The organism is Corynebacterium crudilactis (assembly GCF_001643015.1).
Taxonomy (GTDB): Bacteria; Actinomycetota; Actinomycetes; order Mycobacteriales; family Mycobacteriaceae; genus Corynebacterium; species Corynebacterium crudilactis.
The window spans coordinates 272,815-287,994 of sequence record NZ_CP015622.1; the positions used below are offsets into that span (position 1 = coordinate 272,815).

Annotated in this window: 9 protein-coding genes; 3 read left to right on the top strand and 6 right to left on the bottom strand. The window is 51.1% G+C overall.

Annotated elements, in window-relative coordinates:
- Nucleotides 1–96: 96 nt before the first annotated feature.
- From ccrud_RS01305 to ccrud_RS01315, 3 genes are read right to left on the bottom strand one after another with little or no spacing between them, the layout of a single operon-like run.
- Nucleotides 97–849, bottom strand: coding sequence for a type 1 glutamine amidotransferase (locus ccrud_RS01305; protein WP_066563775.1), 753 nt, complete (start codon nt 847–849; stop codon nt 97–99).
- On the bottom strand, nt 850–2,121 hold the full coding sequence (locus ccrud_RS01310) for a Mur ligase family protein (RefSeq protein ID WP_066563777.1): 1,272 nt from the start codon (nt 2,119–2,121) through the stop codon (nt 850–852). It lies immediately after the preceding gene.
- 29 nt (nt 2,122–2,150) lie between these two features.
- Nucleotides 2,151–3,266, bottom strand: coding sequence for a DNA polymerase III subunit epsilon (locus tag ccrud_RS01315; protein WP_074025348.1), 1,116 nt, complete (start codon nt 3,264–3,266; stop codon nt 2,151–2,153).
- 542 nt (nt 3,267–3,808) lie between these two features.
- Between ccrud_RS01315 and ccrud_RS01320 the strand changes: the two genes are divergently transcribed.
- Nucleotides 3,809–9,838, top strand: a complete 6,030-nt coding sequence (locus ccrud_RS01320) for a DUF5979 domain-containing protein (protein ID WP_157775999.1) — start codon at nt 3,809–3,811, stop codon at nt 9,836–9,838.
- A 106-nt stretch (nt 9,839–9,944) separates the two neighbouring features.
- Nucleotides 9,945–10,121 carry a hypothetical protein gene (locus ccrud_RS15495; RefSeq protein WP_169816461.1) on the top strand — a complete coding sequence of 59 codons (177 nt, stop codon included), beginning with the start codon at nt 9,945–9,947 and terminating at the stop codon, nt 10,119–10,121.
- A gap of 91 nt (nt 10,122–10,212) precedes the next feature.
- Here the strand turns inward: ccrud_RS15495 and leuA are convergent, their stop codons facing one another.
- Entirely contained in the window at nt 10,213–12,063 is a 1,851-nt protein-coding gene (gene leuA / locus ccrud_RS01325) for a 2-isopropylmalate synthase (protein ID WP_066563793.1), read from the bottom strand.
- 296 nt (nt 12,064–12,359) lie between these two features.
- Here leuA and ccrud_RS01330 point away from each other — a divergent pair, with 296 nt between their 5' ends.
- Nucleotides 12,360–13,193: an IS5 family transposase gene (locus tag ccrud_RS01330; protein ID WP_066563802.1), complete on the top strand. Its 834-nt coding sequence runs from the start codon at nt 12,360–12,362 to the stop codon at nt 13,191–13,193.
- A 38-nt stretch (nt 13,194–13,231) separates the two neighbouring features.
- On the opposite strand, the gene ccrud_RS01335 is transcribed toward ccrud_RS01330, so the two are convergent.
- The gene (locus ccrud_RS01335) at nt 13,232–13,900 is read right to left on the bottom strand and encodes a TetR/AcrR family transcriptional regulator (RefSeq protein ID WP_245670326.1); all 669 of its coding nucleotides are present in this window, start codon (nt 13,898–13,900) and stop codon (nt 13,232–13,234) included.
- Between the two features lie 238 nt (nt 13,901–14,138).
- The gene (locus ccrud_RS01340; RefSeq protein ID WP_074025351.1) at nt 14,139–15,011 is read right to left on the bottom strand and encodes a DMT family transporter; all 873 of its coding nucleotides are present in this window, start codon (nt 15,009–15,011) and stop codon (nt 14,139–14,141) included.
- Between the last annotated feature and the right edge of the window lie 169 nt (nt 15,012–15,180).

Sequence of the window (15,180 nt, forward strand, 5' to 3'; positions counted from 1 at the left end):
ACGGGAAGCTAGGCCACCCGGAAGACTAACTCACCTTGTGGCAACAAAGAGAAACCGGGTTCCCTCAATGAGAGGAAACCCGGAACTCAAGAAAAACTACGCCAGGCGTTCGGCGCGGAGGCGGTCGATGACGTCGATGTCCAAAGGCTCCAGATCCTTTAGTGCGACACCCATTGCTTTTGCGAGCATGAGGTCGGCGAGTTGGGGGTTTCGGGCGAGTGCGGGGCCGTGCATGTAGGTGGCGATGATGCTGCCTTGGACGGCGCCTTCGGCGAATTGTTGGCGTTGGTCATCGGTGTTTTCGGAGGCTGCCCAGATATCGGTGTTGCCTTCGCCGCGGACGACTCGGCCGAGTGGTTCGGCGTCGGGGCCGAGCAGGGTGGCGCCCATGTGGTTTTCAAAGCCGGTGAGTCGTTCGGTTAACTCAGCGGTGAATCCGGCGCGGGTTGGTGTTGTTTCGACTTCTCCGATGGCTCGTTTTTGTAAAGAGACGGTGGTGGCGTCGATAAGCCCGAGGCCGTCGACGACTCGGCCGGCGGCGCGGAAGGAATCGCCAAGTACTTGGAGACCTGCGCATACAGCGAAAATTGGGTGGCCGGCGGTGGCTGCGGTTTGGAGGCCGCCGTCTTTTGTGAGGTGCTCGGTGGCAAGGATTTGTGCGGTGTCTTCGCCGCCGCCGAGGCAGTAGAGATCGAGTGAGGAGGGGACGGCGTCGTCGAGGGTGATGCGTGTGATTTCACAGGAGATGCCACGCATGCGAGCGCGTTGGCGCAGTACTAGTGCGTTGCCGTCATCGCCGTAGGTGCCGAGAACGTCGGGGAGGATGAGGCCGATGTTAAGGGTTGTCATTTATTGTTCGGTCCCTTTCTCCAGAGCCTTTTTGAGGTCTCGGAAGGCGGTGTAGTTTGCGAGTACTTCGATGCGGCCGGGTGGGCAGGCAGCGATGGCGTCGACTGGGTTGGCGAGAAGTTCGTGGTCGATGTCGGCGTAGGTGAGGCGGACTGCGAGGTCAGTGCCGCGTTCGCCGGAGGCCTTGACTGAGATGTTTTCGAAGTCTTCGAATTGCACGTCCCAGAGCCAGGAGAGGTCTTCGCCGTCGGCGACTTGGCCATTGACTGCGATGACCAGGCCATCGGCGGTGCGATCAACCATGGAGAGGGCTTCTTGCCAGCCTGCGGGGTTTTTGGCAAGGAGGAGGTGTACTTGGTGCTCACCGACCTGGATGGTGGAGTAGCGTCCGGCCACGTTGTTTACAGAGTTTACCGCTGGCAGTGAAGAAGACACTGGAACGTTGAAGACAGTTGCTGCCGCGATTGCTTGTGCCGCGTTGCCACGGTTGGCCTGACCTGGGAGGTTGAGATCCAAGGTGAGATCGCCGGATGGTGAATGGATGGTATCACCGTCAACCTCCCATGAGGGGGTGGGACGTGCGAAGGTGCGGCCGTCGAGAAGCGACTTCTCGGCGCTCCAGTGACGTCCGTCGTGGAGGATGCGGGATTCGGTGCGTGGGCAGGTGACTGATTCGCCTTGCCAGCCGGTGCCTGCGCCGACCCAGGTGACCTTTTCGGCGTCGAAGGCCACGGAGGTAACCAGCACGTCGTCGCAGTTGGCAATGACGGTCATTTCTGGGCGGGAGCGCACGGCGTCGCGGAGGACGCGTTCGATTTTGTTGATTTCGCCAACACGGTCGAGCTGGTCGCGGGAGAGGTTGAGCAGGATGAGCGCATCGGGCTTGAGGCGCTCAATGGCGGCGGGTACGTGCAGCTCATCGACTTCCAAGACCACGTGTGAGGCGTTTCGGCCTGCGAGCAGCGCAGAAATGATGCCGGCGTCCATGTTGTCGCCGCCTTCATTGGTGGCGACGGTGTAAGTGCTGCGCATCGCGGCGGCCAGCATGCGGGTGGTGGTGGACTTGCCATTTGTGCCGGTGACAAGCACAGTGGGCCGGTTATTGATAAGGGTGGACATGATGTCCGGGTCTACCTTGCTGGCCACTAAACCACCGATCATGCCGCCGGATCCGCGGCCGGTGGCTTTGGATGCGGATGTCGCAACTTTTGCTGAGACGATTGCGGCAGCGCTGCGCAAACGGCGTAGGGGTGCAGGCAGTGAAAGCTTCATGAAAAACGAGTCTAGTTAAGCATGTGCCACTAGTGCTTTTCGACGTCCACTTTCTTGCCTTCTTTTACTCTTTTAACAGCTGCTAAGAAGGCAACATCGGAAAGCAGCGGAATACCTTTGCGCTGGGCATGCATTGCTTTTCCGTCAATATCGCGCGTTTGATTGCACACCACCACAGAAGTCTGGCGGGTGAGCTTTTCCGAATAGGACAATCCCGCATCCACGCTGGCCTGAATAATGATGTCCGGATCCATCTCAATTTCCGGTGCCACAACAACTTCCATGCCGGAAATCAGCGTTTTACCTGGCTCATAAGGACCAGGATTGAGCAGCGTAGGGGTCGTTTCCTGTGCTTGTACTCTGATGATGGAACGCTGCAGCCCAAATTTATCGGCGCGCACTGATTGTGGATCAATTTCCGCGAGCGGTCCGCCTTCCTCCAACGTGCGGTATAGGCTCACTACCAGCATCGTTTCCTCGCGGCAGAGCTCGCGGTGCGGTGCTTGCGCGCGCTCCACAGAAGCCACTGCCAAAGGCGTGTTGAGGCCAAGCGCGTGCGCAACGCCGCGGATGCGTACATCGTCCAAGGTAATTGCTTGTCGACGCGCCGATGCAAGCGTATCGACGATCACCAGCGGCTTTGGGATGTGCCCAACCCGCTGCCTACGGCGGCCACGACCACCACGGCGATTACCACGATTGTTGTTGCGATTTGCTCGTGCCGCATCATTCATAGCGCGCTTAGCTTCAGAGACAATAAAGCCCCAGCCACGTGAAGCATTGTGTATTAATAAGGTACGTCCGTCGATGAGGCGATCCACGCTTTTTAGGATCTGCCCAAAACGCTTTGCAGTGGCGAATTCTTCCTCCGTGACACCATGCAGATGGAACGGGCCTGGATCAGTTTTAGAATCCAAAACGGCATGGAAGGTTTCCACAGGCTCCAACGCAGAAGACAGCGTGACGAGATCGATGGTGACCATTCGTGATGTCGATGGATGGATACCGCTCGACTGAATGGTGACAGCAACAAACGGAGCCGCCTCGATAGCTTCTTGGCGCTCAGCATCATTTTTGGCAGTTTGCTCTTGCGGCTCCCTATTAGTGCTCATTTTAACAACTCTAGTTGTTTGAAGAACTTTCATGGCATTGATTACTCGGTACAGCTGGACGCTGTTATAAACGGTGGATATTAATGTGATGCAAAATACATTTTTCTGATATGTGACTGGCAATGAAATCGACTGTGAAATTCAGTGAGATCCAATGAAATTCATTGATGAGGTATAAATGCCCTCATTTAGGGGTGAACTATAGGCTATTAATAATTAATTTTTAATAAGTTTAAGCACCTTTGAATTAAGCGTGCACTTATGTTTCTGGAGCAAATTCGGATTTCCTCATAAAGTCTTCTTAGAAACCTGAGAAAACTATGAATAGTGCAGGTAAAAGCCCGAAATCTATCGTGATTAAACCATGGCTTCACGGTTATAGTTCAGAACGGAATTAGGTTGACCCGGGCTCAGTGATTGGGAAAATACCTCTCCTGCATTCAAACAAAGAAAACATGTCACATCTGGAAAGGGCGACAATGCTTTTTAATTTAAATAACGGAAGAAGCCGAGAGGGGGTAGCACCTTGGGTTTCATTTGCAACGATTGTTGGTATTCTTGCGCTCATTTTGAGCATGATGACAATCGTCGCGCCGGCACAGGCATCTGCAGATGAAGCAGATACTGCGATTTCGCAAGAAGACACAGTGTCCCCGGCGGAAGATGATACAGTCGGCGATCTTGCTGATTCAATTAATAGCCTGAATAAGATTTTGGATGAGACAAACAAGGCTGCAACTGTTCTCGAGGGTGAAGTAGCTACATTTAACTCGGGCATTGTCGTCGATGTGGAAGAAATTTCCGTCGAGAATGCAGAGAAAGAGCTTGAGGTCGGAGATACCTTTACCGTTTACGGTACTTGGGACACTACCTTGGCTAAAGAGGAAGAAGGAACCTTATTCTGGGTTACCTTTCCTGCGGAGCTTGAGCTCAATGAGCTGCCTCTTGGATATGAAAAACTAACAACTGATGCAGGTGAAGTAATTGGCTTCTCCTTTGATACCGCCCAGGATTTCACCACTGGTGATTGGGAAGTGGAAGCAACTCTTGTTGGGGAAGCTGACTATAGTTTCCTCAACTTCCGTACTTCAGCGGATGCAGAGTTGGATGTTGCAGTTGATCTACCTAACGGTGCTGTTATTGACTCTGGGGCTCGTGCAGTAGCCCGGAGCATTTCTCCACTAGCTGCAGGCGATGATATCTCTGTAACAGTTGACTCCATTTTGAAAACACCTGCGCTTGATCCAGTAACTCAGTTGCAGGTTGGCGATAAGGCCCGTGTGGAGGGAACTTGGGATGCATCACATCTTGCTGTGACTGGTGGAGAAACTTTTAATGTCGGTTTCCCTGCTGAGTTATCCATTCCAGCTGGTTTCTCCTTCAATATGGTTGCAAATAATATTGATGGAATTGATGATGGTACGGTAATCGGTAATTGCGTTGTCAATGCTGATAACTCATTCACTTGTGAGCTTAATGACACTGTTGCAGGTAAAGAGGATGTCAAGGGTAGCTGGTGGATTGAAGCTGGAGCAGTTCGATACACCAACGCAGAAGAGCTCTCCTTCAAGATTCCAGGAAATACTATCACCGTTCCACTGCCTGGCAATGGCGGAGGAATTGACGATGGTTCAGGTCCACTCGAGACTAAGAAGTCCGGTGCTGTTCTTGCTGATAAGAAGTCCATTAAGTGGACTGTAGATATTGCGGGCCCATTGCTTGCTCCTCTCGCAGTTGGTAAAGTTGTCACTTTGGAAGACACCCTTTCAGAAGCTTTGAAGCTGTGTGAGCCTTCACGTGCGAGCCAGTTCAAGCTTTCTGCAGGACGTCCAGGACAGTTGAGCCCTGCTGGAGATCTGGTCATTACTGCCAACCCTGCAGATGCGCAAAAACTAGCTGTCACACTTAACCTCGCTGAAGAGGTTCGTACTGACTATATCTATCGCATTGAGTACATCACTTGTGCTACTGATGGAAATCTACTTCAGGCCGTTGCTGCAGACGATGACACCTACGCCAACGCGATTGTGATTGGCGATAAAACCTATGAAGGTGGCATCGGTAAATACGATGGTTGGAAGCCGCAGGTACTGGGTAAAACTGGTGGACTGTTAGGTGGAAAGGATCGTTTCCAAAAGGCACGTTGGAATATCACTGAAAATGGTGCCAAGCTTGTCGGCTTAGATGAGATCACCATTACTGATACTTTTGGTCCTAACCAAGAAGTTTGTGAAGGTGGATTGAGCATTTCTGTTCGAGAATACTCACACCTTCCAGTATGGAATGAAGAATCTGGCAGGTTTGATACTCCAAGTGTCAACGTGACAAATCAGTTCACTGGTACCACTATTGGTGCTAAGGGTGATACTAGCTTTAGTGCAACCCTGAAGTCAGTAGATGGCTTTGAGTTCAAGGAAAACGCTTATTACAGCTTTACTTACGACAACTGCCTAACCACCGGTAAAATCCCTGATGCTGGGTCTAAGTTCGAGAATAAAGCTGTTTTCAACGGTGCGGAAATTAAGGGATCTGCAAATGCTCCTGGCACTGTTGAGAAGAAGTCTGGCAAGCTGAACACATCTGCTAAGGATGTCGCAGGTGTATCTCAGCCGGCAGGTACTACCTTGGATTGGACGATCACTGTTAGTGGTCAGAAGTTCGAAGATCAAGAAGAGCTCGTCATCACCGATGAGTTCTCAGACACCATGGCTGTGTGTGCTGTTCCAGGAAAAACCCTGAAAGAGCAGCTCAACTTCAAGCTCATGGCAGTAGACTTCGTTGGAAATGGTGGTTTGACTTCTATCGACCTTACCGCTGCAACTGAGGTTTCTCTTGATGGACGTACTCTGGCCTTTACCTTGGATAAGGATGCATTTGGTGGTGTTCACTTCAGCCGTGATTACAACTACGAGCTGACCTACACCCTGTGCACCTCAAGCGGTGGACTTGATGCTCAAGGCACTACTTACAAGAACAAAGCCACAGCAACCGGCAATGAGATGTCTCAGACTGCTACTCAGAACTGGAATGGTGGCGCGGACGGAAGTGGCGTTTCCCGTGGTTCATTCAGCCTTCTGAAGGAAAAATCTTCTGAGTCTGTGCCGTTCGGCTCTGACCTAGTCTTTACTGTTAAGGCTGAAGAGTTTGCTCCAGTTCGTAATGACGCGGGTGTACTTGCTCCGGCAAACCTTGATGATCCTAATGTAAAGCCAACCGCAACTTACGAGATCAAGATTAAGGCAGACGGTACCCCAGTTTCTGGCCACTACAACCGTGGTAACAACTGGCAGATCCGCCTGACTGAAATCGGATTCCCAGAGAATTCTGGCTTCGCCTTCGGTCCAGGTAAGTTCCTGCCAGGACAGGGCGTTACTGTTAACGCTGATGGTTCTCAGGCAATCGTTGCTATCATCCCAAGCTCTAACGTTGGCGTGAAGCTGCAGAACACTGCTACACGTGGTGGCCTAAAGATTACTAAGCAGATCACTGGTAATGCGGCTGATTCTGTTCCTGAAAGCCTCACCTTTAGCGTAAATGCACTTATCGATCTTGATGGTAATGGCACTGTTGATGACACCCAGTCATTCAACCTGCTTGCAGGAATTCCTAAGCAGCTCAATGATCTGCCAATCGGCGCGAAGATCAAGTTCACTGAAAATCAGCCTGCGAATACTGAGACCATCACTTGGGGAACCCCAGTATTCTCACCAGCAGAATTGACGATTGGTACTGATCCTGCAGCGAATATTGTCACTCTGACAAATACTGCAGAGACAGCTCTTGGTACTTTCGATCTGCGTAAGGTTATTCAAGGCACTGAATCTGACAACCCGAACTTGCCAACGACTTACAAGGTCAAGGCTGAATGGGATGGTGGATCCAAGGATCTGAGCCTTCTAAAGGACGGTACTGTCGTTGGATTGGGTCTAGAACTGCCTGCTGGTACCGAAGTTACTTTAACTGAGGAAGTTCCAGGTAATGGAAACAACCTTGAGTGGGCAGCACCTGCATTCTCCGGCAACGGAGTAAGCATCGTGGATGGCAAGGCAGTTGTGACCATTGGTCGTGGCAATGCTGAGCTGACAGTCACCAACACCGTTGTTGAGATGGGTACCTTGCGTATCGCCAAGACTTTGGCAGGTGAAGCGGTAGATGGACTTTCCACTGATTTGATCTTCACTGTTAAAGCTGAATGGAAGCTTCCAAAGGAAGATAACTTCCATTCTAAGGATCTTCAGGTCAAGGCTGATGGCACTCCTGTTGAACTAGGTGAAAGCCTTCCTACTGGTACAGAGGTTCGTTTCACTGAAACTGCGAAGCCAAATGTTCCTGGTATTGAGTGGGGCACCGTAACGTGGAACGGCGATAGCTGGCTCAGCGTTTCAGGCCTAACTGCAACTGGCATTGTTTCTGATGACCCAGCTGAGGGTCGTTTGGTAACTCTGACTAACGAAGCTGTATTTGCTGATCGTCCGGTTTCTATCAAGAAGTCTGTCGAAGGTGAAGCTGCTAACTTGGTCGACCCTAATCTGCGCTACGTTGTTCAGGCAACCTTCCCAGCAACTGGTGAAGTTCGTAGCTTCAACATCGCTGCAGGAAATGCTGCGCTGATTGGTAACTTCCCAGTTGGAACTCAGATTGAATTCTCTGAAGTTGCTCCCGCAGACACTGACCAGATCACATGGGGTGAGCCAGTCTTCACTCCGGGTAATTCCATTACTGTTGGTGAAGATGATCTGACTGTTGAAATTGGTTTGACCAACATCGCGAACCCAACCTTCGGCACTTTCGAGATCAAGAAGTTTGTCACTGGACCAGAGCAGTTTAACGAAAATGTTCCAGCAACCATCGACGTTCGTGCGGAGTGGACTGATTCTGAAGGTCCGAAGAATAAGATTCTTACTCTTCCAACCAATGGATCACCTATTGGATTCGGCGAGGCACTGCTCAATGGAACAAAGGTCAAGCTGACTGAAATTGTTCCTGCTGATGGTAACGGTATTGCATGGGGTCTCCCAGTATTCTCCGGCGATGTCGAGATCGACGGACAGTCTGCTGTAGTAACAATTGGCAAGGACGTTCAGAACGTCAAGCTGAAAAACTACGCTGATACCAACACCGGAACTCTGCGTATCCTCAAGGGCATTAGTGGCGAAGCTGCTGAAGCAATTGCTGACGATGTGAAGTTCACTGTTGAGGCAACTTGGAATGACGGATCTGTCTACCAGACCCGTACCTTGGAAATCCTTCCAGGACAGACCACTGAACTAGGCGAAGATCTTCCAGTAGGCACCGAAGTAACCTTCAAGGAGATCAACCTCCCACAGGATATTCCTGGTGTTGAATGGGGCTCCATCACCTGGGGTACTAACCCAGAAGGAAACAACTGGCTTAAGACGAATGCTGATGGCACCGCCACCGGTATCGTTTCAGACGATCCAAATGAGGGTCGATTGATCACCTTGACCAACGAGGCTTTGTGGAAGCCAGGCGCAGTCTCTTACGAGAAGTACATCTTTGTCGATGGCGTGGACGAGCCAATTCCTGCCACCGAAGCTGATCTTCCAGAAGGAGCTCAGTTCGAGGTTCGAATTGAAAACATCGAGCTGCCTGCTGGTAAGGAAATACCAGCAGATGCTGGTATTGCGATCGGTGACATCATCCTTCTCAATGCTGAGAACAACTTCTACTGGGAGTCTGCAAAGGTTCTGCCTAAGGGAACCAAGATCACCTTCGGTGAGCTCGAGCCAGCACCGCTGCCGGGTATGGATTTTGGATTGCCTTTCTACTACGTAGTAGCTGATGCAACGGACGAACCAGGTGACCGCAACGTAGTTGAGGTTGAAGCTGACGAAGTTGCAGAAATCCAGATCCGTAACCGTCCGATCCCAACTACTGAGGTTGAAGTGGATAAGATCGTCACTGGTCTTAAGGGCAAGGACGTCATGAATGATGACAATGCGTTGTTCCAGGTCACTGCATCTTGGACTGATATTGATGGTTTCGAAAAGGTCTGCGTTCTTAACGTAGTTCCTGGCGAATCTGCAGTACCAACTGAGAACTGTGATGCAACTATTCTTGATGGAAAGGTTCAGTTCCCACTGAACACTGAAATCATCTTCAATGAAACTGGTGCACGCACCGATGTTTCTAACGTGAAGTGGAATGAAGTTGTCTGGACTGTTGCTGGCGATAAGGCTGACCTCGAAGCAATTGAAGGCTCGGACACTGCAGCAACTGTCATCCTCACTGGTGATCCTGCAGAAACTGTGACGCTTGGACTGGAAAACAAGACCAGCTCTAACGGAATGATCATCATTCCAATCCCAATTCCAGAGCTGCCTGAATTCCCAGTGAAGCCAGACGTGCCAGTAACCCCAGATGTTCCTGTGCAACCAGAAACATCAGTTCAGCCAGGTACGCCTGGATCTCCTGAATCTGTAGCTGGAAACAAGCCAGGAGAATCTGTAGCTGGAAACAAGCCAGCATCGGGTGGCCTTGCTTCTACTGGTGCTAATGTTCTCTGGCTTTCTGGAGGCGCACTGCTTTTGCTCGCTGGTGGTACAGCGTTGATCGTCCGCGGACGTAAAAACAAGGAAGCTTAAAGATCTAATCTTTAAGGATTCCTGAATAAGAAAAGGGTGGTTATAGGCAAGATAGTTGGTCTGTAACCGCCCTTTTTCTAAAAATATGACTTTAAGGAGAAAGCAAATGCTCAGCATTCCTTTGTTAATTGAAATCACGGATATCCAGGCAACTGGCTCTGTAGTTACTGATTTCTTGGCACGAATCACTGTTGCGATCTATGACCTTTTCGGAAACACGGGTAGCGTGAGCATTCCTGCTTCCGATATCGGAGATGGCATTATCTTCGAGAACGAGCTTTAAACGGTTCTAGATAAAAGGTGCTGCCCCACACTCTTTAAGAGTGTGGGGCAGCACCTTTCTGTAGCCGAAGTAGAGGGAAACGTCGTAAAGCTTAGACGCCGCCAGCCAGGACTGCCTCGTGGTTGACGTCCAGCGCGCGGTTCACGGCGGAGGTCACTGCCTTGAGGGAAGCGTAGGTGATGGAGCCGGCGATGCCGACGCCCCAGACCTTGCGGCCATTGACCTCGGCAAGGACATAAGCCGCTGCTTCGGCATCATCGCCTGAAGTGCGCGCATGCTGGGTGTATTCCTGGATCTCAACATCAATGTTGAGCTTCTCCAGCGCGTTGGCGTAGGCGGCCAATGGGCCATTTCCATGGCCATCGACGGTGATGTCCTGGCCGTTGTGGACCAATTCCGCGCTGATGGATGCATCCTCATTTTCGTTCTGGGCATTCTCGATGCGCAAAGCGATTTGCTCTACAGGTGCGGTGCGCTCCAGGTACTCGGTGGCGAAGATATCCCACATAGCCTTGGAGTTGACCTCGCCGCCCTCAGCGTCGGTGACGTTTTGCACGACGGCGGAGAACTCAACCTGCATGGATCGAGGGATCTGCAGACCGTGATCGGTCTTCATGATATAAGCAACGCCACCCTTGCCGGACTGGGAGTTCACACGGATAACAGCTTCGTAGTCGCGGCCCAGATCCTTCGGGTCGATGGGCAGGTAAGGAACCTCCCATTCGGTATCGCGCAGCTGCTCCCAGGAGACCTCAGTCGAGCTTGCACCTGGCTGAACCTTAGCTGCCATGGCATCCAGACCCTTGTTCACGGCATCCTGGTGGGAACCGGAGAACGCGGTGAAGACCAGGTCACCGCCGTATGGGTGGCGCTCAGGAACGCGCAGCTGATTGCAGTATTCAACGGTGCTGCGGATCTGGCGGATATCGGTGAAGTCCAACTGAGGGTCAACGCCCTGGGTCAGCATGTTCAGCGCCAAGGTGACCAGGCAGACATTGCCGGTGCGCTCGCCGTTGCCGAACAGGCAGCCTTCGATGCGGTCTGCGCCAGCCATATAACCCAGCTCAGCAGCAGCAACGCCGGTACCACGGTCATTGTGCGGGTGCAGGGACATGATGATGGAATCGCGACGGTTCAGGTTGCGGTGCATCCACTCAATAGAATCTGCATAAACATTAGGAGTGATCATCTCAACGGTGGAAGGCAGGTTGATGATCATTGGGTTCTCTGGAGTTGGGTCCATGACCTCAACCACGGCGTCTACAACTTCCTTGGCGTACTCCACCTCAGTGCCAGTGAAGGACTCAGGGGAGTACTGCCAGCGCCAGTTGGTGTCAGTGTAATCCTGCGCGATGGTCTTGATCAGTTCAGCTGCATCAGTGGCCAGCGTCTTTACCTTCTCCTTATCCATGCGGAACACAACATTGCGCTGCAGGATAGAGGTGGAGTTGTAGAAGTGCACAATAACGTTCTTTGCGCCTTCACATGCTTCGAAAGTGCGACGAATCAGGTGCTCACGAGCCTGCACCAGAACCTGAATGGTGACATCGTCAGGGATCATGTCCTTTTCGATGATCTCACGCACGAAATCAAAGTCAGTCTGAGAAGCTGAAGGGAAACCAACCTCAATTTCCTTGAAGCCCATCTGAACCAGCAGCTCAAACATGCGGCGCTTGCGTTCAGGTGACATTGGATCAATCAGAGCCTGGTTGCCATCGCGCAGGTCAACGGCACACCACTGAGGCGCAACGGTGATTTTCTTATCTGGCCAGGTGCGGTCTGGCAGGGAAATATCTTCTACCTCAACCTCGAAAGGCATGTAGCGCTTAACTGGCATCGAAGAACCGCGCTGCTTATTCCATGCAGGCTGGCCGTCATTGCGAGGACCAGCTGGGGTTTCAATCTTGGCAGGTGCGGAGATGAATGCATCATTAGGAGACATTGTGTTCAACCTTCTTAAAAGACTTCGGGTGGCTCCACGACCGGCAACACCAAACTCCGCGACGGGGTGCCGGTCGTGTTAAGACCTCTGGGACCCGCCGCGGCGAAGAAGAAGTAGATTCGCGCACGAAGTCATGTGGGGAATCCTACATGAAAAATGTGATGGGTGTGACAAATAGGGGGAGTGCTTAGAGATTGCGCGGATAGGGTGTGAAGGTGGGGTAATGAAATAAAGCAGACACGAGGCCTGATAGATATGAATTCGACCAAGAAAACATACAACACCCAGGAGCACTCGTGCCTGCCCTGCCATCATCTATCATTGACCCCCTCTGGCACCAATTCTCCAGGTTAATCCCACCACTGATCGACACCCACCCACTACGCTGTCACCGCCCACGGATCAGTGACCGGATCATCTTCGACAAACTCATCGCAGTTCTCGTCCTCGGTGCCTCCTATCTCAAGATCTCTGATTCCACCTGCTCAGCGACCACACGTCGGGCACGCCGGGATGAATGGATCACCGCCGGAATCTTCCACAAGTTGGAACAGATCTGCCTAGAGTCCTACGACCGTATTATCGGATTAGCCCTGGACAACATCAGTGTTGATGGGTGCATCGTTAAAGCACCGTGTGGTGGTGAGATAGCTGGAAGGTCTCCTGTTGACCGGGGAAAACAGGGCACGAAACGCTCCCTGATGGTTGATGGTAACGGGATTCCTTTGGGGTGTGTGATTGCTGGGGCGAATCGGCATGATTCAATTTTGCTGGTCCCAACATTAAAGACATTATCGAGGTTTGGGGATCATCTACCTGGTCGCATTACGGTGCATTTGGATGCTGGGTACGATTCGAAGAAAACCAGGAGTCTGCTGAGCGAACTCGGTTATGACTGGGTAATTAGTGCCAAGGGGCAGCCTTTGCAGGCTGGGGCTCGGTGGGTGGTGGAACGCACGAATTCCTGGCCCACCAGAGGTTTCAAGAAATTGGGGATCTGTACTGAGCGTCGGGGTCGGGTTGTTGAGGCGTTTATTGCGTTAGCTAATGCGGTGATCATTATCCGCAGGCTGATCCGGGAAGCATGGATCACCTATTGCTGGGACACCCGTTCGACACGTCGGCCTTAACCTATCCGCGCAATCTCTTAGATAGAAATAAAAGGAGGCTAAGTACCAAGAAAGGTACTTAGCCTCCTTTTTAATGTTGTATCTAAAACGCAGGAAGCCTTCTTAAGGCTCCATGCCTTTCCAGAGCAATTCAAAAGCCACCAATGCACGGTCTGTAGCTTCTTGATCTTGGAAGTTTTTCCACGACTGAAAAATTGATAATAAAACGTTCCGTAAAGTGCATCCAAAGCAGCTTCGATATCCACGTCTGCGCGGATTTCATTTCGATCTTTTGCTATTTGTAATGCTTGTAAAGGATATTGGCGTCGTTTTTTAGCATGGAAATTCCAGTACACCTCTTGGAGCTTTGAATCTGAAATAGTGAGAACCATACGTTTTCTGAAACGCTTCTCTGGATAAGTACCGGCTGGTAAAAGGTCGGAATAATTGAAGAATGCATTGATAAATCCGTCTTTAACCGTTCCGGAGAGGTCAATGGTAATTTCACTGCGCAGACAATCATCTAGTGCATCGGCAACGAGGTTGGTTAGCGAAGGCCAGCGTCGATAGACTGCAGCTCGAGAGACTCCACTTTCTTTAACTATCGCGTTAATGGTGACTTTCTCATCACGTTCTATCAGTTGCCGCGCAGCCTCTGTGATTTTTTCTTCGAGTCCTTCCTTCCGAGGACATCCAAGCCGACGGAAACCTCCTTGGAAGGTAGACATGTAAGGACTCCTATTTCAATACTGGCGTTGAGTTGTAGGCAGCGCGGAATGGTCTTTATTCTGGCGCAGGCGTTCAGAACTATAAAGTTTTTATAATATTACCTGTTCAGGGCAATATTTATTCTACGTTTGTACGAAGAACATTTCAGTAGATTTCTCAGCAAAAGGATTGCACAGCGTGCTTGTAGATCTTGAACTTGCCCAAGCTGATTTAAATCCTGCAGGAAAGAGCACTTCTTTATTGTGATTTTGGTGAGGCTGGCAGCGTGCTAGTGCGTGAAAGAGCGACAGTAGCAATAATCATGACCAGTAAGGCTGCCGACATTGCAATCCATTCCCAGTCCACGACTTGGAATTTTTCTCCCAGCACCAAGTATCCCAAGCTAAAAGCAACGATTGGTTCGGCAATAGTCATTGCTGGAAGAGATTTTTGTAGCTCTCCTGCATTGAAAGAATACTGTTGTACTACGGTGCCGAACACTGCGGTCAAGATCAGGCCGTAGCCTTCCCAGTTGAAGATAAGACCCAGGATTCCTTGATTAATAAAGATATCCACAGCGGCTTTGGACATCACTGCAACGTAACCAAAAAGTGCACCTGTAACCAGGCCCAAAATTAAGGCTTTGTCGCGTTTCAATACGTATTGGGCCATGAGCCACATGACACCCATGACTGCAGCACCAATGAGTAGAGCAGGGATCCATCGATCGAGTGGTGGGTGGGGATTGCCTGGAAGTGGGCGCCCCAAAATAATCATGATGCCTACGGCCACGGTGAGTAATAATGCCCAAGAAATTTCTGCCTTACGCAGGCGGTAGCCATTGAAACGGGCTGAAAGTGGCAGCGTAAACATGAGTGATAATACGAGAACAGGCTGTACAACCAGAAGGGTTCCGAAACCTAAAGCGACAGTTTGCAAAAAATAAGCAAGCATTGCTGTACTCATGCCTGCCCACCACATTGGTGTCATCATGGCATTGAGAAGAGGGGAGCTCCTCAGAGTCCCATCTTTTGGGGTGCGGAGCGCGATTCGATGTCGAACGACGGTTCCCCACGCGATTGTTAATGCCGATGCCAGGGCGAAAAGCACGGCGAGCAGATTGCTTTGCACTTGATTCAGGGTAGTGGACTTGACGGAAGCTCGCGAAGTTAACCCAATGTGTGTTGCCGAAGAGGATAAATATACGTATCAGTATGCGGTCTCCGAATGAGACTATGTCCCAGTAGTTGGGATGTGCATCCTAAATTCCCAGCAAGCTCCAACAGAATGAAAACTTTCC